The following is a 23,359-nucleotide window of genomic DNA, read 5'->3' on the forward strand; positions in this document are numbered from 1 at the left end:
GGCGGAATTTAGTCTAACAGTTTTACATACAAACCAAAAAAATCGCCCACGGGCACACTCCATTGCTGTACTGGAAACCACTCGGGCAGGCCGGTACACGTCCACTCCAAACTGTACTGCCGGCCTTTGAGGGCCTCATCAATTTTTTCGATCAGCATTGATGGTGTGTAAAACGTAGCCGTAACATAAAAAGGATTTTTACCGAACATTTGCTGTACCCGCCTGCGCAATACCTTGGGCGAGTTGCGGTTCATCATACCAAAGGCAATACCATGCTTGCCCACCCGGGCGGCCTCGCGTATTACCTGTACCGGGTCGCGGTAGTACTCAAAGGTGGTTATGAAGGCCACGGCATCAAAGGTGTGATCTTTAAAAGGCATAAAGTGCGAATCGGCATTGACCAGATCGCCTTTGAAAAGGTGTACGGCCTGGCCCAGCATAAAAGGCGACAGATCGCCGCCGGTAGCATCGATGCCTATCTCGTGCCACCAGCGGGTAAAGCGGGTGGTGCCGCAGCCAAACTCAAGCAGTTCTTTTACCCGCGGGTCTTTGCCCAGCAACTGGCCCATTACCTTTTTTTGCCATACTTCAGCACGTTTGTAGCGGCCTTCGTACCATTGCTCGTAAGTGTCGGTGTGTTCGCGGTTAAAAAACCATTCTTTACGCCCCTGCCAGTTGGTGAGGCTTTTGGTCATGAGGCCAAAGCTGTTGTTTTTTTCGAGCTCCATTTGTTTAGCGGTTAAATAAAAAAGCCTTGCTCCTTACCGTAAACACGGGTACAGAAACAAGGCCTTTATATCATCAAACAGCTGCGCTGGAAATAACATTGAGCCCATGCATCCCTACGCCGGTATTATCCGTATCAGGTTTATCGGGTATTATCTCAGCCTTCTGTTTTTAAGAAAGCACCCCGTGCAAGTATGTGGCTAAGGTAGTTTTTTATATTATAAATTAATACAAGTATTTACGTTTTTAAAATGCGTTGCCTCGGCAATTACGAAACCTAACTGCAACAAAAAAGACCTGCTGTAAGAGCAGGTCTTTTCTAGAACACTAAACAGTTAACCGCAATTACGATTTCGCAACCGGCAAACGCTTAAATATGTCTTCCACAATTTTGGGCAACTGGGTAATTACCTTTTTAGGGTCGCGGCTTAACTCGCCACTGCCGTAACCAATCCAAACCGGTTCTTTGGTACGGGCATCAATTAACTCAATAGCCAGTACACCTTCTTTAAAGTGCTCTTGCAATGGGTAGCCACCATAACCGTAACCACCGCCCCAGCCACCATACCAGTATGGGTTAAACCGGTAGCGTCCCCAGCCGTAGCCTAAGCCCCAGCCATAAAAGCCACCATAGTAGGGCGTGTAATAGGTGGTACGGGTACCGCGGTCAACCAGGGTTGAGTAGCGTACCAGCAAATCGGCGTTGCCTTCTTGCAGTGTCAAACCTTTGCTCTGCAAACTGGCCTCGGTGGCTGCCTTAATTTTTTGCATAGCCTCGGGGTTGTTGTAGTAACGGTTGTTGTTCACATAATTTAACCGTGCACCCAAAGCTTTCTTATCAGCAATGGCACCGTCGGGTCGGCGTGGCATCTGGCGCGGCGCAAAGGCGAATGATTTATATTGTTGTAAATTGAGCTCATCGTGGCCGGCGGTATAGTACCGGTAGCCGGTAGAGCAGGCTCCCAGCGTGGTTATCAACGCCAGCAGCATACCTATATGCAGTAATCTTTTCATGATGTATTTTTTGATAGTAATTGTTAGACAAATTTAGGTCCAAAGGTTTAACCGTTTTTTATAATTTTTTGATGTCTTATTAAACGTGATTTTCAGCGCCGTAGTGTTGCCGAAAATTTGCGATCCTAAACCAGAAATCATCCCATCATTTACAACAAACAAGGGTGGTAAAACACGTTAGCCTTACCACCCTATTTATTTGAGGAAAAATGAAGTTTTTTGAAGAATTAATGAACTTATATAAAGTTTTATGAAAGATATTTACCCACAATTGGCATCCTCCTGCCCATGCCAAATGCCTTGGGCGATACCCTTAAAATAGGCGGCGTTTGATAGCGTTTATGCTCGGCCGTGTTTACCAATTTAATTACCCGGCGAACGGTAGCCTCATCATACCCCTGCTGAATGATCTCTCCGGACGACAGCCGGTGTTCTATGTACTCTACCAAAATAGTGTCTAAAGTATTATAATCGGGCAGCGAGTCGCTATCTTTCTGATCGGGACGCAACTCTGCCGATGGTGGTTTAACAATGGAGTTCTGTGGGATAATTTCTTTATCGCGGTTTATGTAATTGGCTAACTGATAGACTTGTGTCTTATAAACATCGCCCAATACCGATATACCGCCGCACATATCGCCATATAAAGTACCATAACCTACCGCAGCCTCGCTTTTGTTGGAAGTATTTAACAGTATGTAGCCAAACTTATTACACATGGCCATTAACACTACTGCACGGCTGCGTGCCTGCAGGTTTTCTTCGGCAATATTGAAGGGCAAGCCCTCAAACTGCGGGTGCAGGGCAGTTTCAAAAGCATCGGTAATTGACTTAATTTCAACCGTTTCGCTCATACAGCCCAGGTTTTCAACTAAATCTTCGGCATCGGTAATGGAGTGGCCGGTAGAATATTTAGACGGCAATAGCACAGCCATTACATTCTCGGCACCTAAGGCTTCGGCCGCCAAAGCACAAACTACGGCAGAATCTATGCCACCAGATAACCCCAGTATGGCCTGTTTAAAGCCCGATTTATAAAAATAATCACGTATACCAAGTATCAATCCCTGGTGTATTTGTTCAATATCGCTTTGGCGCTCCGGCATCAAGGTTACGGGTTGTTGTGGCGTAACCTGGCTATCATCGCTCAAGTCGTAATAAGTTATTACTTCCTTAAAATAAGGCAACTCATCTATTACTTTCCCCTGATTATCAAACACTAACGAACCACCATCGAAAATAATTTCGGTTTGCGCACCTACGTGGTTTACGTAAAACAGGGGTAGGTTATAGCGTTTGGCATTATCGCTCAGGATGGCTATACGCTCTTCATCATGGTTGTAAGCAAAAGGCGAGGCTGCAATATTGATCATTACATCGGGCTTTTGCTCCATCAGCTTATCCATGGGGCGGGTTACGTATAGTGGGTTCTCTATATCGTTCCAAAGGTCTTCGCAAATGGTTAAGGCTATACGATGACCTTTGTATTCTACGCACGTAAATTCGGTTTCGGGCTCAAAGTATCGGTACTCGTCAAATACGTCGTAATTGGGCAACAGCGCTTTGTTAACCACCTGCTGCACTTTGCCATCAGCTATAAAATAAGCCGAATTATGCAGGTCTTTGCCACCTTTGCTACGGTTGGTGTTGTGTTTGGGTATACCTATGATACAGGCAATACCTGTGCAGGCCGTGGCAATAGTTTGAGCCGACTGCTCACAAAGGCCTATAAATTCTTTAAACTCTAAGAAATCGCGGGCAGGGTACCCGCTTATACATAGTTCAGCAAATACAACCAGGTCGGCACCTTTGCCGCGTGCTGCATGTATGGTGTTTATAATCTTTTCGGTGTTGGAATCAAAATTACCTATATGGTAATTAAGCTGGGCCAGTGCAATTTTCATAGTATACATTTGCTGGACGGTTGCCGGTATAAATGCAACCATAAACCTCTAATTTTGTTGAAAGTAATATGACGATACTCTACAACAGCAAATTAAAACATTTTTACGCGTTTTTATTTACAGCCACGCTACTTTGTGCCTGTCATAGCGGTAAGGATAAGGTAGATGTTAGCAACATTGACCTCCAGGTGCATATTGAGCGCTTTGACCACGACTTTAATCAAATGGCTAAAAAGTCTATGCAACCGCAAGCAACTGTGCTTCAACGTAAGTATGGCCCTTTTTATACCGATTATATTGAGCGCATCTTAAATGCCGGTACGGTTACCGATACCACCTATTTTAGTAACCTGCGCCAGGTTTTTGCCGGCAAGCCCTACCAAGATTTAAAGCACGAAGTAGATTCTGTATACCCCAATTTAGATAAGCAAGAAGAAGAATTAACAGATGCTTTTAAGCGCATCAAATACTATTTCCCTAAAAAGCATCTGCCTAAAGTGTATGCCTACTTTTCAGGTTTCCAAGCACAAACTACTTTAGGCAATGGTTATTTTGGTATTGGGCTGGATATGTTTTTGGGAGCCAAATCTAAGTTCTATCCGGCCTTGATCAACACTTTTCCGCATTACCTGTCGCGCCGCTTTACGCCCGAAAACATTGCGCCGAGGGTAGTAGAAGGCATTTTACGAGAGGATATGTTTCCTGAGAGCGGCCGCGATAAATCGCTGCTGGCTAAAATGGTTTACGAGGGTAAAATGATGTACCTCATGGATCTTTTACTCCCCAATGTAGCCGACAGTATTAAGATAGGCTATACATCACAGCAAATGCAATGGTGCCAAGCCTTTGAGGCTAATATTTGGGGATATTTTATTGAGGAAAACCTGCTTTATGAAACGGATTATATAAAATTGCAAAAATACCTGAACGAGGCCCCTTTTACTCCCGGATTGGGCGAAAAAAATGAATCGGCACCTAAACTGGCCGTTTGGACCGGGTGGCAAATTGTAAGGCAGTACATTATTAAGCACCCTGATACTACTGTACAACAACTCTTAGCTATGCAGGATGCTCAACAAATTTTGAACGAGGCAGGCTATCATCCTAAATAATATTTAGCTTATGCCAACAAAAAAGGCTTCCTGAAAAACAGGAAGCCTTTTTGATATATAAAATAAATTTACTTTACGATTTCAAAATTGTAAAAACACCTTTCAATGAGATCAGGATGCCAATTACTAATATGATGTTAGATACGCTGGTGAATATAAAACCATGACCGAATATTTCATCCAGGAAACGGAAGAACACACCTACTATGCCTACAATAACAGCAATGGTTATGATTACGTATATATTTAATGAATTAGCTTTTTCTACCGAGTTCATAGTTTTGACAATTATGTTGCTGCAAAAATAAAAATGTTTAGCTAATTATCTTCATTTGGTTGCAGATATTTTAAATTGTATTAATGGCAGGTACCTGCCTACGTTTATACAACCTGATAAGCAGCCAAACTCCGCAACCCGCCAGCAAGAACAGCCACAAATTAGCCAATCCAATAATAAAAGCAGCAAATAAATTCCAGCCGTTAGACAGCGCAAAAAGTAAGCGCTTAAAGAACGATAACTGGTAAGCCGCCGGATCATCGTTAGCTATATGTTCTTTAACTATGGTATCGCTTTGATAAAGGCTCATATCCACAACGCTGTTTTTGGCGGCATCGTTTATCCTTTTGTTGTTAATTTTCTCATCTATCATGTCGTCTTTAAGCCAAAGCACATCGGCTGGATTCTTGATCTTGATTTTACCTGCCTTTTGCTGACTAATGAGTTGATTTCTGCTGTTCAGTTTCAATTGTGCCGTAAGGTAATCGAGTGTTTTATCTTCAATATCCATACGCCTTACGTTCACATGCAGGCCCAGCTTTTCTACACGGGTCATATATTGTTCCAGGCTATCTGAAGGGATTTTAACCGTGATGCCGGCCGTGGTGCGCATAACTGATACTCTAACGAGCGAATCGCTGCTTAGTGGCATATCTTGCGAACGCACCTCGTCCGACTGCATTTGATGGTGCGTTACCATACCATGAAACTTTGTGGTGAGATTTACAATGCTTTCGCTCACCGCCGGAACGTCCTTCACCTTGATATTCATTTCGGCCGTTTTCACAAGTTTGCTCGCTGTCGTATCGGTAGCCACGGTGTCGGCCGTGCTCATATCTTTGTTATTCACGGCTTCATAATTACCACTTCCTTTACAGGCTCCAAAAAGGCAAAGCACGGCCAGAAGCACCAATAAGTTACTCATTTTCATAATGTTAAAGTTTAAATGATTTCTATATTGATACCCGAAAGGCACTAAAGTAACCCAATGTTATCTTATGTGATAAACTTGTTACTTGAAGAGCCTTTTAACCATAACTTGTCATCTCGAACGGCAGTGAGAGATCTTGTTTAGAGTGCTAGGTCGGCTAACGACTATATCGAACAGGATTTCTCGTTAACACTCGAAATGACAGCGGTTTTTTATAAGTTTTTCGTAGAGTAGCTTTTTACTCTTCACCATCAACCGCTTCCTCCTTAAAATAGTTCAGCACAGCCTGCGATTGTTTCAAGTTTAATACTTCCTGCAACTCCTCCAACTTGGCTTCGCGAATCTTTTTAACAGATTTAAAGTACTTCAATAGTTTCTCTGCAGATAAACGCCCTACGCCCGGAATAAGTTCGAGTTCAGTGGCTAATGTACCTTTATCGCGCTTTTTACGGTGGGCGGTAATGCCGAAACGGTGAGCTTCATCGCGCAGTTGTTGGATGATCTTCAGGGTTTCCGAACGCTTATCCAGGTACATGGGGTACTGGTCGCCTGGGTAAAATAGTTCTTCCAGGCGTTTGGCTATGCCTATTACGGTCAATTGCTTTTCGATACCTAAGAGTTTGAGACTTTTTAGTGCGGCAGATAATTGCCCCTTGCCACCGTCGATGATAACCAGTTGCGGCAAGGTGCCACCTTCATCCAGCATACGGCGATAGCGACGGTAAACGGCTTCTTCCATGGTGGCAAAATCGTTGGGGCCTTCTACTGTTTTTACGTTAAAGTAGCGGTAATCTCTTTTTGATGGTTTAGCATCTCTAAATACCACAATAGCCGATACCGGGTACTTACCCTGAAAGTTGGAGTTATCAAAACACTCTATATGCTTGGGCAATTGGTTCATACGCAAGTCTTTCATCATTTGCGTTAATAACCTTTCGGTACGTACATCAGGGTTCAGTTTTTCATACTGCTCCATCTTATCGCGCTTAAAGAAGTGTACGTTCTTCTCCGACAAATCGAGCAGCTTCTTCTTCTCCCCCATTTTGGGCACGGTGAACCTTATCTTTTCATCGTCCAGCTCAATGTCAAAAGGCACAATAATTTCTTTCGACTGGCTGTTATACCGGGTCCTGAACTCAGAGATAGCTAGGGTTAACAGTTCCTCATCACTTTCATCCAGGCGCTTTTTCAGCTCCAGAGTTTGCGTTTGAGTGATAGTACCATTCATTACCTTGAGGTAATTTACAAAGGCATATTTTTCTTCGGATGCAATGCTGAACACATCAATATCTGTAATGGAAGTATTAACTACTGTAGATTTGTGCTGATATTTTTCCAGCAGGTCGTACTTCCGTTTAAGCTTATGTGCCTGTTCAAAATCAAGGTTAACAGCCGCCAGTTCCATGTCGGTTTTAAGGCCCTTCACCACGTTACCTATTTTACCGCTTAGTATATCCTGAATCTCAATAATACTACGGTCGTAATCTTCTTGCGTTTGATAGTTTTGACAAGGGCCTTTACAGTTGCCTAACTGGTACTCTAAACAAACTTTAAACTTCCCGGCGTTAATGTTTTCGGGCGTTAAAGCCAGGTTACAAGTACGCAGTGCATAGGTTTCGCGGATAACCCCTATAATAGTATGCATCATACTTACCGATGGGTATGGACCCAGGTACTTGGAACCATCGCGGATAACGTTACGTGTCCAGTAGATGCGTGGAAAGTTCTCTTTCTTGATCACTATCCAAGGGTAGGTCTTATCGTCTTTTAAATCGATGTTGTACTTTGGCTTGTGCTTTTTAATGAGGCTGTTTTCCAGCAGCCAGGCATCAACCTCGGTATCAACTATGGTAAAAGTTATATTGCGTATTTTAGAAACGAGTACGCGTGTTTTGGCATTAAGCCCCTGGTCTTTTACAAAGTAAGACGACACGCGATTACGCAGGTCTTTAGCTTTGCCTATATAGATAAGGGTATTGCTTTCATCCCAATATTGGTATACACCGGGTTTATGTGGTATATTTTTTAATGCTTCGCGGTAGTCAAACATAAACTCAAGCCCCCGGCCCCCTAAAAGGGCGTATAAACAGATAGTAACATTGATTGATAAATAACGACTGCAAAGGTTTTGTTTAAATATTATGTTGATAACGATAGGTTACGCAAAAATGTTGCACCACCGAATATTACAGTATCATTTGTAAAACCTAACTGTACAATTGCGGCTTAATAGCACATACTGCGTGAGCATAGACGATCACAGGTATTTACGGTCAGGCGTGGACGCCTGACCGGGCAGAGGGTTCCTAAAATCTCGGCTCCTGGTTCTTGTATCTTGGTTCTTCTACTAAAAACCTAACTTATTCTCCACCTCAGCGGTACCTTGTTGCTGCTGGTTATAGGCCCCGCAATCTAACGTAATATTGATGCCTCTTGGCGGCATGGCAAAATCAATATTGGTGCGTATACCTAAATTTTTATCGGCATATACCTTTTTCATATATAGCGCAAAAACCGGCAATGCCGAATTGGCACCCTCGCCTAAATTGGTTGATCGAAAGTGAATAGCGCGATCTTCGCAGCCTGTCCACACGCCGGTTACCAGTTGCGGAGTAACACCTATAAACCAACCGTCGGAATTATTTTGCGTAGTACCAGTTTTACCACCTATGGGGTTTTTAAGTCCATACTTACTGCGCAAGCGCCAGCCAGTACCCTCGTCAACTACACCTTTAAGCATGTAAGTCATTACGTAGGCGGTTTCGGGATTCATGGCCTGCACCACGCGGGCTTTATGGTCATATAGCAGGTTACCATTTTTGTCTTCGATGCGGAGTAAATAGGTGGGTTCTGTCCATAAGCCTTCGTTAGCAAACACGCTGTAAGCACCGGTCATATCATATACTGATGCGTTAAACGTACCCAGGCAAATGGTTGGATAGGCCGGAACATCGCTGGTTATACCCATTTTCTTGATGAGTTGCGCTACAGGTTCAGGTTTAACCTCTTTCATTACGTGTGCGGTAACCCAGTTTTGCGAACGGGCCATCGCCTTGCGCAGGGTAATATAACCCGGCACTGTTTCTGAAGGGGCTGAGCCGGGGCACCAGGGCTTGCCATAACCATAAATGGTATCGGGCACGTTGTTGATCTGCATACAGGGCGAGAAGCCGTTATCAATGGCCACTGCATAAGTAAACGGCTTGGCGGTAGAACCTACCTGCCGTGTACCCGTTTTTACTTGATCATATTTAAAGTGTTCAAAGTTAATGCCTCCTACCCAGGCTTTAATGTAGCCTGTTTTAGGATCCATGCTCATCATGGCGTTGCGCAATAGCATTTTGCAGTACACAATGGAATCAATAGGCTTCATCAAGGTATCAATATTACCATGCCAGGTAAATAGGTTCATGCTGGCCGGTGTATTAAAATCTTCGCGTATTTCCTCATCGCTTTTGTTTTGTGCTTTAAGGGCACGGTACCTGTCTGACCGTTTTAAACCCTGATCTAACAGTAATTTAAAATCGGGGATGGCTTTCCATAAGCTGCGACCGCGCCAGTGCTGGTTAAACTGCACCTGCAACTGCTTCATGTATTCTTTTTGCGCTTCCTCGGCATACTGCTGCATGGTGTAGTTAAGGGTAGTATATATCTTTAACCCATCGCGGTCAAGGTCGTAAGGGGTACCGTCAGATTTACGCAGATCCTGGTCTACCAATACCTTCTGTACTTCTTTTTTCAATACCGAACGAAAATAGGTAGCCAAACCATCTTTATGATCAATAGGATGAAAGTCAAGCCCAAGCGGTTTCATTTTTGCTTCTTGCGATTGCCCTTCGCTTAAATAACCTTCTTCGGTCATGCGGCGCAATACAAAGTTGCGGCGGCTAATAGCATTATCGGGGTGGCGTATGGGCGAGTATAAACCCGGGCCGTTCACCATACCTATTAAAAGAGCGGCCTGGTCGGCCGTTAAATCGGCCGGCGTAGTATTAAAGTAAGTGGCCGCCGCCGAACTGATACCGAACGTATTGTAGGCACCAAAATCGACCGTGTTGAGGTACATAGTCAATATCTCTTCCTTGGTGTAATTACGCTCCAGGCGCACGGCAATTACCCATTCCTGTAGTTTTTGCCTCAAGCGCGTAAACTTATTGTGCGAACGTTCAGAAAAAAGGTTTAGCGCTAATTGCTGGGTAATGGTACTCCCTCCTTGTTGCTTACCAATTAAGTTATAAAATAATATAGTAAAAGAGCGGCCAAAATCTATACCTGAGTGGGCATAAAAGCGATTATCCTCCGTGGCGATAAGGGCGTGGATAACGTTAGGCGATATTTGATTGTACGTAACATTCGAACGGTTCTGTACAAAGTATTTTCCCAGTATCTGTTTATCAGACGAAAGAACATCCGACGCCTGGTTACTTTTAGGATTTTCCAGATCTCGGAATGAGGGCAAGGGGCCAAATACACCAAAAGCGGTGAGGGCTATTATGATTACGCCAATAAAAAACCCACCTATCACTATCTTCCAAATGAACCAGTTGTAGCGGCGTATATCGTGTTGTGTTAATTTTTCGGACATGTTAAAAGTTTTTTTGATAGTACTCTATATAACTATCTAATAGTTTTCGGTCGGCTAATTTATCCAGATTTTCTTGAGTGATGATAAAAAAGCTGTATTTATCGGCAGGTACCTTCATAATCTGCGGCATTAAAGGCACAATTTTACGTGCATATTCCTTAGCTTCCTCTCTGTTATTAAAGCGTCCCACGTAAATGAGCTGGTTATCGGCCCCTACAGGTTTAAGCTGATGTTTGATAGGACTACCTTGATAACTGGTACGGTTAAACTGCCCCACGCCAAACCTTGACGATGCCAGATTAGTGCTACCGCTGCTCACATTAATGGCAAAATAGTAATTGGCACTATCGCGATTGTTAAAGAAAGAGGGGGGTTGAGGTACGGGGATTGGGGTTTTTAGTTGCGGGGAAGAAGGTGCGGGTAGCGTAGTTACTGCAACAGGCTGCTGTTTAGCCTCCGGTTGTTTAACTTCTACCGGCTTCTTAACTACAGGCTTCGTGCTGGCCACTGCCAACTGTGAACTGACAACCGGCAACTGAACCACGGGTGCAGGTATAAAGGCGGCAGCATTAGGGTCGCTGTCTATAATGGCAAACCGGCGTGTGGCCATTTCGGCCTGGTTAACATCTATATAGGCCAGGTGCTGGCGTACCAATGGTGTGATCAGGGCATCATTAGGGTATCGCACGGTAATTTGCAGCAACTCGTTCCTGAATGGGGTTACTTTTTCCTGGTGGCCCGATGCAATGGAACGCAGGTAGGCCAGTTGAGGTGCTACGCGGCTATCAGGATATTGCTGTAACAGCTCATCTGCCCGGGTTATGACCTGCGGGTACTGTCGCTGGGTGTACAGGTCGTAAATTTGGTTGTAGAAAGCGTTAAGTTCGGTATCCTTATCGTCTAAGCGGCGTGCATAATCGGGGTCGTTAATTACCTTGGAAAACGTACTATTAGGGAACTGGGTAAAGATGAGGTTCTTATATTCTTCGGATTTAGCCTGATCAACATCACTATATAAACGGTATAAGTTGTAGTAATTAGCTACCAGGTTTTCATCCTTTGGAAAGCGCCTGATCAACTGTGCGTAAATAGAAATAGCCTCGGGCTTATCGTTGAGCACATCACGGTAAAAAGTAGCCAGATCAAGGTAGGCAGTGTAAATACGCTGGTTACTCTGCTCCAGCAATTGTGGTGTAAGGGGTATACTTTGCGATAATTCCTGTTTATACCCAGTGGCGGCAACATCGACCGTGCTTTTTTGGGTGCCGTTAGGCAACACGCTGGGGTCAACGTTTTGCGTAGTGTTTAAAGTATTGGTAGTGATATCGCTGTTGCTGCGAATACTGCGGCGCCAGTTATCCTCCAGCCGGCGGTTACCCCAGCGGCGTTTAAAATCGGTAAAACCCTGGCTTATGGCCCCGGTGTTATCAAAATAAAAACCGCTGGCATCGGTATTGGCAGCCGGACCTTGCATGTTATTAGCAAAACCATTTTGATTATTAGCATCGGCAATTTGGTTATTGACCACCAGGTTGCTATTAGATGCGGAAACATTTGCTGTCACGACTGCTTGCTGCTGCGCCTTACTGTTAACCATTTGCTCAATACGGCGGTTACGCTCCTCTTCGCCCAGTTTTGCTAAAGCCTGCAGCGTATCCTCGCGGGCAATAATCTGAAAGCGGTCGGCCAGTAACTGCAGGTTGTCGGCTTTCTTACGGATAACCTGATAGCCGGGGTAATTGGGCGACAAACTCAGCAGTGTACTATCATAATATTGTTTGGCAATGGCGTAATCGCCGCGTGTTTTGAAATTAATATCGGCCAGGCGCAGGTAACTCAAGCCTTTTTGATTTTGGTTTCGCAAGCTATTCTTTACCGAGAGATTATAGTTTTTGATAGCCTCATCAGTTTGATTATCGCTCAGCGCCAGCTCGCCCAATTGATAATAGATCTGGTCGGTAAATTCGACATTGTTTTCGTTACGCAACAGGCTGCGCAACCTGTCGGCCCGGCTCATGTGCCTGCCGTTGGCTGTATCTTCAATACGTATGCGGTTAAGTTCGGCATTAAAAGCCATTACAAAAGGGGCGTTGCTTTTCACAACCCGGGTATAGCTCATATACGCGTCAGCCGGTTGACGGCTAAGCTCCTGCAATTGCGCCAGGATAAACGTCCACCGTAAACGCTGCTGGCTTTGCTTACTCAGGGGAATAGCTTGCTGCGCCATGGTGATAGCATCGGGATAGTTTTGTGCCGCTATATAATACTGCATGCCTGCCGCGTACACATAGCCCGCAGTAATTTTAGCTTTTGGGGTAATATTCATCAAGGCGGTATCCAACACCCCTTTGGCCTGCTTCAGTTCATCTAAATAAACCAGAGAGCGTATCTGCCAGGCGCGTGCCTCCTGTGCCAGTTCGGGCTTATCGCGGTAAGTACGGATTACGTAGTTAAAATATTCAACGGCATTGTAGTAATCGGCATTAAGGTGGGCAGCTTTCCCCAACAACAAATAAGCATCTCCTATATAATGACTTTGCTCTTTAACGCTAATAATGGTATTGGCCCGGCTAATAATGCCTTGCAGCTCCTTATCGCCCCCGGCCAGGTGCGATGCCTTATCCTGGTAAACGTTCAGTAACTGGTCGTAATCATCTATAAAGGTGGAGGCATAACTTTCCTGTTTTTGGCGCAGCAGTTCATTGGCATTAAAAAGGATATTGTAACGGGCGGTCAAATTTTGCAATCCACGGTTTACGGTGCTCTCCTTTTCGAGCGAGCAACCGGCCACGAACAAAAGAATGAAGGATAAAAGACCAATAGATTTTAATGCGTTCTTCAAATCAAAAATAGCGTTACAAAAAAGCCTGGCTAATTTACTAAATACTATGCAACCCGTTTCATAAATTTGCACAACCGTTATAACACCCCTGCCGCATGAGTAAACCCACCAACGATTACGTAAAATACACCGGTATAGCCTTCCAAATGATCGCTATTATAGGGGTTTTGAGCTTTGTGGGTTATGAAATAGATAAGCGCAGCGCACACCAAACGCCCTGGGTAACGGCAATGCTTTCATTAGCAGGTGTATTTATTGCACTATACCTGGTTATTAAATCGGTTAAAGAGTGAAAAGGTTTTTTATTGCTTTTGGCATAGCCGTTATTGCCATTGCCTTGCCCCCGGCCCTGCTGAATTTTTTTGGAAAAAGCCAATTATTAATTCCAGGCTTTTGGCTTATTTACCAATTTTTCTCCTCACTCACCTTCCTTATTTGCCTTGGCGTAATTTGGGGGCAACAGAAAAATGCCACCCTGGGCGGACAAGTATTTTTAGGATCCACCACCCTAAAACTACTTTTATGCATGACTATTGCTCTTATTTATTTGCACAAATACAAGGTAAACGACGTTGTTTTTGTACTCAACTACTTTTACTTATATTTCTTGTATACGGCCTTTGAAATTTACAGTTTGTTGAGTAACTTGCGCGTCCAAAATAAAAAGTAAAAATCTCGCAATAAATGGATTTTAGGCACATTTTGAATTCAAAAAAAATCTTCCTTCGTGTAATATTAGGTGTTTTATTTACACTAACCACTTGTAAAACTTTCGCTATACAGGAAGAAAAAGCGCCCGTAGAGGCTAAAAATGCAGAACAGGAGGCTTTTAATCCTACCACCGCAATTTTAGAGCACATTGCCGATTCTCACTACTGGCACTTATGGGGCGAAACCTCAATTCCGCTTCCGGTAATTCTTTTTACAGACAAAGGAACAGAGTTTTTCTATGCCTCAGAATTTCATCATGGCCACGAAGCTCACCAGGGCAAATACTACACCTACAAACTTATTGAAGATAAGATAAGGGTAGTGAATGCCGAGGGTGCAGTTGACAAAGAAGCATCGAGCCATATTTACGATTTTTCGATCACAAAAAATGTGGTTGCCTTATGGATAGCCGGTATCTTGTTATTCATCATCTTCTTTTCTGTAGCGGCTGCTTACAAAAAAACGGTTGGCAAAGCACCAAGAGGTTTGCAATCGTTAATTGAGCCGGTTATTATGTTTGTGCGCGATGAAATTGCACGCCCTAACATTGGTTACCGCTACCAGCGTTACATGCCAATTTTGTTAACCATATTTTTCTTTATATGGATCAACAACTTAATGGGTTTGATCCCTATCTTTCCGGGTGGTGCTAACGTAACGGGTAATATCCTGCTAACGTTCGTAATGGCATTCATTGTATTGATCGTGGTTAACTTTAGCGCTAACAAATACTACTGGAAGCACATTTTCATGCCACCTGTACCAGTCTGGTTGTACCCTATTATGATCCCGGTGGAACTGATCGGTGTTATTTCACGCCCGTTCGCGTTAATGATTCGTTTGTATGCTAACATTTCGGCTGGTCACATTATCGTATTGAGTTTAATATCTTTGATATTCATTTTCAAAACTTTATGGATTGCCCCGGTATCTATCATCTTCGTATTGTTTATGGATGTTTTGGAGCTGCTGGTAGCTTTCTTGCAAGCATTCATTTTCACCATGCTTACTGCGCTGTTTATAGGTACAGCGGTTGAAGAGCATCACCATTAATCAACTTAGTAAATAATTATACACTATATTTAACTTTAAAATTCAACAAACATGACTGGAAGTATTGCTGCATTAGGTGCAGGTTTAGCGGTTATCGGTGCTGGTATCGGTATCGGTCAGGTAGGTGGCAAAGCCATGGAAGGTATTGCTCGTCAGCCTGAAGCTTCTTCAAAAATTCAAACTGCTATGATCATCGCTGCAGCCCTTATTGAAGGTGTTGCACTGTTCGGTGTGGTAGTTGCACTGTTAGGTAAATAATTACCTGACCCAAAATTAAAAACCTTACTTGCAGCGGTTGGCGGCAGGTAAGGTTTTTTAAACCCCTCCTAACCCTCCCCAAAGGAGAGGGCTTGAATGAAGGATATTTAAGTTAAAGAAAGTGTTGGTTTAGCTAACAATATTTATAAATGGAACAATTATTTGAAGGTTTATTAAACGATCATTTGGGCTTTGTGGTTTGGGCTGCGGTAGCATTCTTAATACTGCTTTTCTTACTGGCAAAATTTGCATGGAATCCAATAATGAGCGCTATCACTGAACGTGAACGCTCTATTGAAGATGCATTGCTTAAAGCAGAGGCTGCTAAAGAAGAAATGGCCCGTTTAACTAACGAAAACGAGCAGTTATTGAAAGACGCCCGTGCAGAACGCGATTTAATATTACGTGAAGCCCGTCATCTGAAAGATCAAATTGTTAATGAAGCAAAATCTGTGGCCAACGTTGAAGGTGCCCGCATGATAGAGAATGCACGTTTAGAAATTAACAGCCTTAAAGCCGTAGCCATGGCTGATGTAAAAAACCAGGTAGCCACCCTATCAGTAGAAATTGCTGAAAAGATATTACGCAAGCAATTTGCCGATCAGCATGCACAAGATGAGCTGGTTGCTGATTTATTAAAGGAAGTAAAAATTAAATAAGATAGTGAGTGGTTGATTGGTGAGTAGTTAAGTAATTAACTTTTCAACCACTCAGCAATCAACTACTCACCACTCACTAAATATGTCTGAAATAACAGTTGCATCACGTTACGCTAAATCGTTAATTGATTTAGCCGAGGAACAAAATGTTTTAGAAGCCATTAAGCTGGATATGCTCTTTTTTGTGAAAACATTGAAAGAGAATACCCAGTTACAGGCTGTATTACGCAATCCTATTATTTCGCACGATAAAAAGCTGAAGGTATTGCAGGCTATATTTACCGGCAAGGTAAGCCCTGTTACCGATTCTTTTTTTAAGATCATGGTTGATAAAAGCCGCGCCGAGATCCTGTATCCTACCGCTACGGAGTTTATTAGCCAGTACAACATTAAAAAGAACATCGTTAACGCCAGGGTGGTATCGGCAGCTCATTTATCTGATGCCAACAGGCAACAAATTATAAGCGAGGTTAACGCTATTACCAAAGGTGAGGTTATTTTAACCGAAAAGGTTGATGCCTCATTGATCGGTGGTTTTGTATTAACCGTAGGCGACCGCCAGATAGACACTTCGGTAGCTAACAGCTTACAAAAATTGAAGAAAGATTTCGCCCAAAAGGTGATACAATAATTTATTAGACACTTATACTAAAAATAAAATTAAAAAATGGTAGAGGTTAGACCAGACGAAGTATCGGCCATCTTGCGTCAGCAGTTGTCGGGCTTTAAGTCAGAATCTGAGTTAGAAGAAGTGGGTACCGTGCTACAGGTGGGCGATGGTATTGCACGCGTTTACGGCTTAACTAAAGTACAATCAGGTGAGCTGGTTGAATTTGACAACGGCCTGCAAGGTATCGTACTTAACCTTGAAGAAGATAATGTAGGTGTGGTATTGCTTGGCCAGTCAGACGGCGTTAAAGAAGGCGATACTATTAAACGTACCACCAAAATTGCGTCTATTAAAGTAGGTGAAGGTATGTTGGGCCGTGTGGTAAACACGCTTGGCCAGCCCATTGATGGTAAAGGCCCTATTGCCGGCGAAACTTATGATATGCCTTTGGAGCGTAAAGCACCAGGCGTTATTTACCGCCAGCCGGTAACCGAGCCGTTACAAACCGGTATTAAGGCTATTGATGCCATGATCCCTATTGGTCGTGGCCAGCGTGAGCTGGTAATTGGTGACCGTCAAATTGGTAAAACTGCCGTTTGTATTGATACCATTATCAACCAAAAAGAATTTTATGCTGCAGGTGAGCCTGTAATTTGTATATATGTTGCCTGCGGTCAAAAATCATCAACCGTAGCTAACATCGTGCGTACACTTGAAGAGAACGGCGCTATGCCTTACTCTATCGTAGTTGCGGCCAGTGCTGCCGAGCCTGCTCCAATGCAGTTCTTTGCACCATTTGCTGGCGCTGCCATTGGCGAGTACTTCCGCGATACCGGCCGCCCGGCTTTGATCGTGTATGATGATCTTTCTAAACAAGCTGTTGCTTACCGCGAGGTTTCGTTATTACTGCGTCGCCCACCGGGCCGTGAGGCTTACCCGGGTGACGTGTTTTACCTGCACAGCCGTTTATTAGAGCGTGCCGCTAAGATCAACGCTAACGATGAGATTGCTAAAGACATGAACGACCTACCAGAGTCTATCCGTCATTTAGTAAAAGGTGGTGGTTCATTAACTGCATTACCTATCATCGAGACTCAAGCGGGCGACGTATCTGCATACATCCCTACTAACGTTATTTCGATCACTGATGGCCAGATCTTCCTGGAGTCTAATTTGTTTAACGCAGGTGTGCGTCCGGCCATTAACGTAGGTATTTCGGTATCACGTGTGGGTGGTAACGCGCAAATCAAATCTATGAAGAAAGTAGCCGGTACTTTAAAGTTAGACCAGGCTCAATACCGCGAGTTAGAGGCTTTCTCTAAATTCGGTTCTGATTTAGATGCTGCTACAAAAAACGTGTTAGATAAAGGTGCCCGTAACGTAGAGATCCTTAAACAAGGTCAATATTCACCAGTAACTGTAGAAAAACAAGTAGCTATTATTTACTTAGGCACCAAAGGCTTAATGCGTAACGTACCGGTAAACAAAGTGAGAGAGTTTGAAAGCGAATACACCAGCCAACTGGAACTGCGTCACCCGGAAGTTTTGGCTGCCCTTAAAGCAGGCAAATTTGATGATAGCTTAACCAGCGTACTGGAAAAAGTAGCGAAAGAACTGGCAGGAAAATATTAATTTAAGTAGCAAGTAGTTAGTATCAAGTATCAAGTAAGGAGATTTTAAAGTCTTGTTACTTGATACTCGATACTTGATACCCATAAAGAATGGCTAATTTAAAAGAAGTAAGAAACCGTATTGCATCGGTAAACTCAACACAGCAGATCACCAAGGCCATGAAAATGGTTTCGGCAGCTAAGCTGAAGAGGGCAACCAATGCTATTGTTCAACTGCGTCCGTATGCTACCAAGCTAAAAGACATGCTGGCCAACCTATCGGCCAGTATTGAGGATAGCGCATCGCCTTACCTGCAAGAGCGTGAGCCTGTACGCGTACTGGTGGTTGTGGTATCATCAAACCGTGGTTTAGCTGGTGCTTTTAATACCAACGCCATTAAAACTGCGAACAACCTGATTGCAGAAAAATACAGCGAGCAGTTAAGGGCCGGTAATGTTTCTGTAGTAGCCATTGGCCGCAAGGCTCAGGAATACTATCAGCGCCGCGGTTACAACGTAATAGGTGATAACAACGAGGTTTACTCAGATCTGAACTTCATCAATGTATCTAAGGTAACAGAGTCTGTTATGCAGGGCTTTGTGAACGGCGATTACGACCGTGTTGAGCTGGTATATAACCATTTCCGCAACGCAGCTATGCAAATACTGGTGAGCGAGCAATTGTTGCCGGTACCTAAAGCAGAGCCCGATCCTAACGCTAAAGTGTCGCAGGTTGATTATATCCTGGAGCCATCACAGCAAGGAATTGTTCAGCAACTGATACCAAAGAACATTAAGATACAGCTATACCGCGCTGTACTTGATTCTAACGCCTCAGAACACGGTGCACGTATGACGGCAATGGATAAGGCTACCGAGAACGCCGGCGACTTGTTAAAGGCTTTAAAACTGTCTTATAACCAAGCCCGACAGGCAGCTATTACCACCGAGCTTACCGAAATTGTAAGTGGTGCCGCTGCCCTATCGAACGGATAAATTATAAACTTGAATACATAGATCAAAAGCCAGACGCCTGTCTGGCTTTTTTGTTTAATATCCGTCTTAATTTGCCTATGATTAATGATAGATAAGTCGTTAGCTATGATTACGTAGCTGCTGTATCCAATATTTAAAACTTCTTCATTACCTTAACCAGCATGCCGGCTATGATCTTATGCCCTTTATCGGAGGGGTGCAAACCATCATAAGTTATTTTAATGGCTTCGGGCGGGTATGGGTACTCATCGGTTTCGGGATGGAAACCTACGGCAGTATATGCAGGATAGGTATAGTTCTCGTATTGTTTGGTACGTGGATTTCTTACGCGTTTAAAGTTTACCGCATTTTTGGCCGACAAGCTTCCTTTATGATATAAGTCTATTACCGGCATATTTTCTAGCTGACCGATCTCTTTTACGGCATTGGCAAACTGTTCCAAGGTCTTTCCATCTTTGGGCTTGTAAGAACCCCAGGCATAGTTTTTAGGGTTGTTGATATAAACAAAATCGCCCCGCTGCATGGGCGTAATTAATACAATATGAGCGTCGGGGTTAAGGCTGCGCACCTTATTGATAATAATACGCAAGGCACCATATAAAGTAGCATAACCAGTATTGTCGCGGTAATCATTCACTGTACCCAAACTGCCGCTGTGCCACCAATCGTTAGTTCCTAAAAATATGGTATACACATCCGACTTTTGCAGGCCCAGCTTTTCTATGTCTTTGGCTGTGCGTGTAGCCGTCCAGCCGTTATGCCCCTGGTTCGTGTATTTAATGTAAGGCAGCTTTTCTGTTACATCAGTTAGATACCCTTTGGTTATGCGGTTGCCTGTTTCGTCGGGATGATCGTTGAGGTAAGTGATAGAGTCGCCTATGGCGGTCCAGGTAAGCTCTTCATGCGGCTTAAACGATGTAACGGCAATGAACAGCCCAACAAGCAATAACAATTTAACAATTCTCATACATTGATAATGTGGCGGTAAATTTTTAACAACAACTAACTTAAATAGAATTCGTTAATCCATCAACGGTTAAAATAGAAAAAGCGCCTGCCGATTGCTCAACAGACGCCTACTTTAATCAGTCAGTTATATATTCAACTTAATATGGTTTTGCCTCGTGCGCAGCGTCTTCGGCCTGGTGTACGGTTTCATTGGCATGAGCAGTACCGGTACCTGTTAACTTTTTGGCTGCAGCAGCTTTCAAATCTTCGGCCAAGCGTTGACCGTATTCTGGATCGGCTTTGGTAAAATTCTCAACCATTTTGTCTTGCACGCGATGATCGGCACCCGAAAGGTTATCTATCAGGTTATTGATCAGATCTTCACGCTCCCACTCTTCAAATATCCTCCAGCGCTCACCAAATCCCAGTTACCATCTTCGGTATAAAATTTAACGGCAGAATCTCTCGGGTCGCGCAAGGTTTCGGGCGAGTTACCACCATGAATTACCGAAGAAAACCTTACAAAAACAGGTGTTTGCTTTCCTTTTTCCTGGAACAATTTTGCCCTGGTATATTTGGCTATAGACTCATCGACTACGGTACCATATGCCGCAAAAACCCCGTGCGCACCTGCACCACGGGCATGTACTACACGCTCGGGGATGCGCTCACGGTCGAAGTGAGATATTTTTTCTAATAATTGATAAATTTTTCAGGGTTGCAGGTCCGCGGTTGCCAACGGTACGGATGTTTTGGTTATCGGTAATGGGGTGCCCCTGGCGGGTAGTTAAACTCTTGAACCCTCCTGACCATTTTAGCCGCTTTGGCCTACAGTTTCTTCGTTGTTCATAATCATATGTTTTATGGTCTATTATCCTTATTATTATTATACAATTGTATAAGGCTTGAGTAATAAAAGCTAACCTTATCAATTAATAAGATGCAATATAGGTTTTGGCTATGTTAGCAATCCGGTAATATAGATACTCTTAACTCAATCTTGTTTGATGCTTTCATGATGCGCGTGGCAGGCTTCGGCACATTCAAGGCAAGCAGCAGAACATAGCTGACAATGGCTGTGCTCATGTTTGCTACACTCCTGGCCACATTTGCGGCATATCTCCTCACATAACAAGAGGTACTGTAGGGCAATGTCAGATTCTCGTTGCAGCAATCGGGCGGCTTGCAAACAAATATCGGCACAATCGCGATCCAACTTAATGCAGGGCACCATCATTTCCACATCTTCTTCCTGCAGGCAGGCAGTAGCACAGTTTTCACAAGCTAAAGCGCAATTAAGCAGCTTTTGAATCAGGTCTTGATATTTTGAATTTTCCATAAGAAACAATTTTTCGCTATACTTAAATACAATACATTTTAATAGCGATATGTTTACAATTAATAGAAATATCCGAAAACAAAAAAAAGGTGCGGTTTATGGCCGCACCCCTTTTAAAAAAACTATCATCATCACTTATTAATTGGCATCATCCTGGTCATTATCATCAGGTGTACCGGTAACTACGTATATCTTTTTACCAGCAGAGTCACGTTGCTCTTGCAAGTACACACCATCGGGCGTTACAAACAACTTTTCGCCGTTAATCTTCACTTTACGGGTATCCTGAGGTAATTCGTCAATTACATCACCAATTTCAGGATAGTCGGCACCAGTACTACTATTTACCTGGCCGCCATTATCGGTATTCAATTCACCGTCTTTACCAGCCACACGGTAAGCTAAACGTCCATCATCTTTGGTAATGGGTTGATAATACACGCCGTTAGACTCGTAATATTGCTGACCATCAATGGTGATTTCTTCTGCGTCGCTGGGCAGTTGGTTAATTTCGGCACCTACAGGTGGCTCAACCACAGTGTACTGGTTGTTATATTGCTGATAGTAATAGCCATTACTATAATAGTAAGGCACACCACCCCAAGAGAATGGATAATAACCAAATGGCAATACACCTATGCTAACACCAATACGCGGGTAATAATAGCTATTGTAATAGCCGCGATAGTTGTGATAGAAACCACCGTAAGGACGACCATAAAAGCCCCTTACACCACCACGGTAGTAACCGCGACCGCTAAAGTAGTTACCACGGTTAAAGCCACTGCCGTAACCCGGGCGACCCCAATTGCCGCGAGGGCTTACACCACCACGGTAACTGTAATTACCACGCGGGCTACCAAAGCTTCCTCTCGGCGAACCAAAGCTTTGACCACGGCCAAATCCGCCGCGTTGTGCGCCTATTGATCTATCGGAGGTATTAGGCCTCACGCCATAGCTTTGACGATTTTGCCCCATGCTCGGACGCTGTGAAAAGCCACCACCAGAGTTTCCACGTTGCGAAAAACCGCCGCCCGGATTACCTCTTTGCGAAAAACCGCCTCCGAAGCTACCGCCCGAACGGCCACCGCCGCCGAAACTGCCACGAGAGCCGCCTCCGAAACCACCACCTCCAAAGCCGCCGCGCGAACCTCCACCGCCGCCGCCTCTGCCACCACGTTGTGCTTCGGCAGAAAAGTTGAGCGATAGTACTGTTAAAGCACTAAGGCCCACACAAACTAAATATTTGCTGAATGTTTTCATGTATCTATAAAGTAAATAAGCTTACCAACCGGCTTGCTTTTCTTGTTAAATCTGGATATTTGACTAAGCTTTTTGCTCAGAGTTTAACGTGTTTCTAATTTATTTTCAGGCGGTAAGAGCCTGTTGCAACGCTTATTTAACCCCAAAGTAAAACCACTATACTATAAACGCGTTGTTTATAAAAACTTGTATAAATGAGCGAAATAAACGAAAACGGTTTAAATGATCAGGAAGATTATTTAGACACCGATAATGATAAGATGCAGGATGCCGGTAATGCAGATGCCGCCAAGTTTAACACCGATGAGCAGGAGCGCTTTGCCAACGAGCGCGAAGATACCGGTTACAGTAATGACAAAAGCATTGATGACAGCACTACTCAAGAACAGCACATCAATCAACCACCGCTTACCACTCAAGGCAACATTCAAGAAATTGAAGAAAATATGGGTGGCACCACCAACCTCACTTTAGACCAGCTAAAGCAAGAGCATGACCCTGAAGGGATGGACGGAGAATAA

At 43.8% G+C, this 23,359-nt stretch carries 22 protein-coding genes, 2 pseudogenes and 1 riboswitch; of the genes and pseudogenes, 10 read left to right on the forward strand and 14 right to left on the reverse strand.

The genetic code is table 11. The features are described from left to right. Window positions 1-8: 8 nt before the first annotated feature. The 3 genes from IEV61_RS03660 to IEV61_RS03670 form a co-directional block, all read right to left on the reverse strand. Window positions 9-728, reverse strand: a complete 720-nt coding sequence (locus tag IEV61_RS03660; RefSeq protein ID WP_188413851.1) for a class I SAM-dependent methyltransferase — start codon at window positions 726-728, stop codon at window positions 9-11. Window positions 729-822: 94 nt separating this feature from the next. Continuing rightward, window positions 823-923, reverse strand: a riboswitch (TPP riboswitch). A gap of 148 nt (window positions 924-1,071) precedes the next feature. Next, window positions 1,072-1,740: a DUF4136 domain-containing protein gene (locus tag IEV61_RS03665; protein WP_188413853.1), complete on the reverse strand. Its 669-nt coding sequence runs from the start codon at window positions 1,738-1,740 to the stop codon at window positions 1,072-1,074. A 248-nt stretch (window positions 1,741-1,988) separates the two neighbouring features. Further along, the gene (locus tag IEV61_RS03670; protein ID WP_188413855.1) at window positions 1,989-3,644 is read right to left on the reverse strand and encodes an NAD+ synthase; all 1,656 of its coding nucleotides are present in this window, start codon (window positions 3,642-3,644) and stop codon (window positions 1,989-1,991) included. A gap of 68 nt (window positions 3,645-3,712) precedes the next feature. Here IEV61_RS03670 and gldB point away from each other — a divergent pair, with 68 nt between their 5' ends. Continuing rightward, a complete protein-coding gene (gldB, locus tag IEV61_RS03675; protein WP_188413857.1) occupies window positions 3,713-4,756 on the forward strand; it encodes a gliding motility lipoprotein GldB in 1,044 nt (347 codons plus the stop codon). 73 nt (window positions 4,757-4,829) lie between these two features. Here gldB and IEV61_RS03680 read toward each other — a convergent pair whose 3' ends face one another. The 5 genes from IEV61_RS03680 to porW form a co-directional block, all read right to left on the reverse strand. Then, the gene (locus IEV61_RS03680) at window positions 4,830-5,033 is read right to left on the reverse strand and encodes a hypothetical protein (protein WP_188413859.1); all 204 of its coding nucleotides are present in this window, start codon (window positions 5,031-5,033) and stop codon (window positions 4,830-4,832) included. Between the two features lie 70 nt (window positions 5,034-5,103). Then, window positions 5,104-5,958, reverse strand: a complete 855-nt coding sequence (locus tag IEV61_RS03685) for a DUF4349 domain-containing protein (protein WP_188413861.1) — start codon at window positions 5,956-5,958, stop codon at window positions 5,104-5,106. A 244-nt stretch (window positions 5,959-6,202) separates the two neighbouring features. Further along, on the reverse strand, window positions 6,203-8,014 hold the full coding sequence (gene uvrC, locus IEV61_RS03690; RefSeq protein ID WP_188413863.1) for an excinuclease ABC subunit UvrC: 1,812 nt from the start codon (window positions 8,012-8,014) through the stop codon (window positions 6,203-6,205). 297 nt (window positions 8,015-8,311) lie between these two features. Continuing rightward, window positions 8,312-10,549 carry a penicillin-binding protein 1A gene (locus IEV61_RS03695; RefSeq protein WP_188413865.1) on the reverse strand — a complete coding sequence of 746 codons (2,238 nt, stop codon included), beginning with the start codon at window positions 10,547-10,549 and terminating at the stop codon, window positions 8,312-8,314. A 1-nt stretch (window position 10,550) separates the two neighbouring features. Then, window positions 10,551-13,391: a type IX secretion system periplasmic lipoprotein PorW/SprE gene (gene porW, locus IEV61_RS03700; protein WP_188413867.1), complete on the reverse strand. Its 2,841-nt coding sequence runs from the start codon at window positions 13,389-13,391 to the stop codon at window positions 10,551-10,553. Window positions 13,392-13,486: 95 nt separating this feature from the next. On the opposite strand from porW, the gene IEV61_RS03705 reads away from it, so the two are divergent. The 8 genes from IEV61_RS03705 (at window position 13,487) to atpG (ending at window position 19,288) form a co-directional block, all read left to right on the forward strand. After that, window positions 13,487-13,684, forward strand: coding sequence for an AtpZ/AtpI family protein (locus IEV61_RS03705; protein ID WP_188413869.1), 198 nt, complete (start codon window positions 13,487-13,489; stop codon window positions 13,682-13,684). Beyond that, entirely contained in the window at window positions 13,681-14,061 is a 381-nt protein-coding gene (locus IEV61_RS03710; RefSeq protein ID WP_188413871.1) for a hypothetical protein, read from the forward strand. Before IEV61_RS03705 ends, IEV61_RS03710 begins: the two co-directional genes overlap by 4 nt. 14 nt (window positions 14,062-14,075) lie before the next feature. Beyond that, window positions 14,076-15,155 (forward strand): F0F1 ATP synthase subunit A, encoded by a 1,080-nt coding sequence (gene atpB, locus IEV61_RS03715; RefSeq protein ID WP_188413873.1) that lies wholly within the window; start codon window positions 14,076-14,078, stop codon window positions 15,153-15,155. Window positions 15,156-15,206: 51 nt separating this feature from the next. Then, window positions 15,207-15,413 carry an ATP synthase F0 subunit C gene (gene atpE, locus IEV61_RS03720; protein ID WP_157540113.1) on the forward strand — a complete coding sequence of 69 codons (207 nt, stop codon included), beginning with the start codon at window positions 15,207-15,209 and terminating at the stop codon, window positions 15,411-15,413. Between the two features lie 149 nt (window positions 15,414-15,562). Then, window positions 15,563-16,072, forward strand: a complete 510-nt coding sequence (gene atpF, locus IEV61_RS03725) for a F0F1 ATP synthase subunit B (protein ID WP_188413875.1) — start codon at window positions 15,563-15,565, stop codon at window positions 16,070-16,072. A gap of 82 nt (window positions 16,073-16,154) precedes the next feature. Next, a complete protein-coding gene (gene atpH / locus IEV61_RS03730) occupies window positions 16,155-16,703 on the forward strand; it encodes an ATP synthase F1 subunit delta (RefSeq protein ID WP_188413878.1) in 549 nt (182 codons plus the stop codon). A 36-nt stretch (window positions 16,704-16,739) separates the two neighbouring features. Beyond that, window positions 16,740-18,314 (forward strand): F0F1 ATP synthase subunit alpha, encoded by a 1,575-nt coding sequence (atpA, locus tag IEV61_RS03735; protein WP_188413879.1) that lies wholly within the window; start codon window positions 16,740-16,742, stop codon window positions 18,312-18,314. An 89-nt stretch (window positions 18,315-18,403) separates the two neighbouring features. After that, entirely contained in the window at window positions 18,404-19,288 is an 885-nt protein-coding gene (atpG, locus tag IEV61_RS03740) for an ATP synthase F1 subunit gamma (RefSeq protein WP_188413881.1), read from the forward strand. Window positions 19,289-19,421: 133 nt separating this feature from the next. Here atpG and IEV61_RS03745 read toward each other — a convergent pair whose 3' ends face one another. The 6 genes and pseudogenes from IEV61_RS03745 to IEV61_RS03765 form a co-directional block, all read right to left on the reverse strand. After that, the gene (locus IEV61_RS03745) at window positions 19,422-20,255 is read right to left on the reverse strand and encodes an SGNH/GDSL hydrolase family protein (RefSeq protein ID WP_188413883.1); all 834 of its coding nucleotides are present in this window, start codon (window positions 20,253-20,255) and stop codon (window positions 19,422-19,424) included. Between the two features lie 139 nt (window positions 20,256-20,394). Further along, on the reverse strand, window positions 20,395-20,556 hold the full coding sequence (locus tag IEV61_RS20560) for a hypothetical protein (RefSeq protein WP_229747024.1): 162 nt from the start codon (window positions 20,554-20,556) through the stop codon (window positions 20,395-20,397). Next, a pseudogene (locus IEV61_RS20760) lies at window positions 20,557-20,664 on the reverse strand (hypothetical protein); the annotation flags it as partial. Next, window positions 20,652-21,030: pseudogene (locus IEV61_RS03755) on the reverse strand (catalase); the annotation flags it as partial. The pseudogenes IEV61_RS20760 and IEV61_RS03755, both read right to left, overlap by 13 nt. A 200-nt stretch (window positions 21,031-21,230) precedes the next feature. Further along, window positions 21,231-21,575, reverse strand: a complete 345-nt coding sequence (locus IEV61_RS03760) for a four-helix bundle copper-binding protein (protein WP_188413885.1) — start codon at window positions 21,573-21,575, stop codon at window positions 21,231-21,233. Between the two features lie 138 nt (window positions 21,576-21,713). Further along, window positions 21,714-22,838 (reverse strand): DUF6515 family protein, encoded by a 1,125-nt coding sequence (locus IEV61_RS03765; RefSeq protein ID WP_229747025.1) that lies wholly within the window; start codon window positions 22,836-22,838, stop codon window positions 21,714-21,716. 194 nt (window positions 22,839-23,032) lie between these two features. On the opposite strand from IEV61_RS03765, the gene IEV61_RS03770 reads away from it, so the two are divergent. Then, window positions 23,033-23,359, forward strand: a complete 327-nt coding sequence (locus IEV61_RS03770) for a hypothetical protein (RefSeq protein ID WP_188413886.1) — start codon at window positions 23,033-23,035, stop codon at window positions 23,357-23,359.

This window comes from Mucilaginibacter galii, from assembly GCF_014635825.1.
Classification (GTDB): domain Bacteria; phylum Bacteroidota; class Bacteroidia; order Sphingobacteriales; family Sphingobacteriaceae; genus Mucilaginibacter; species Mucilaginibacter galii.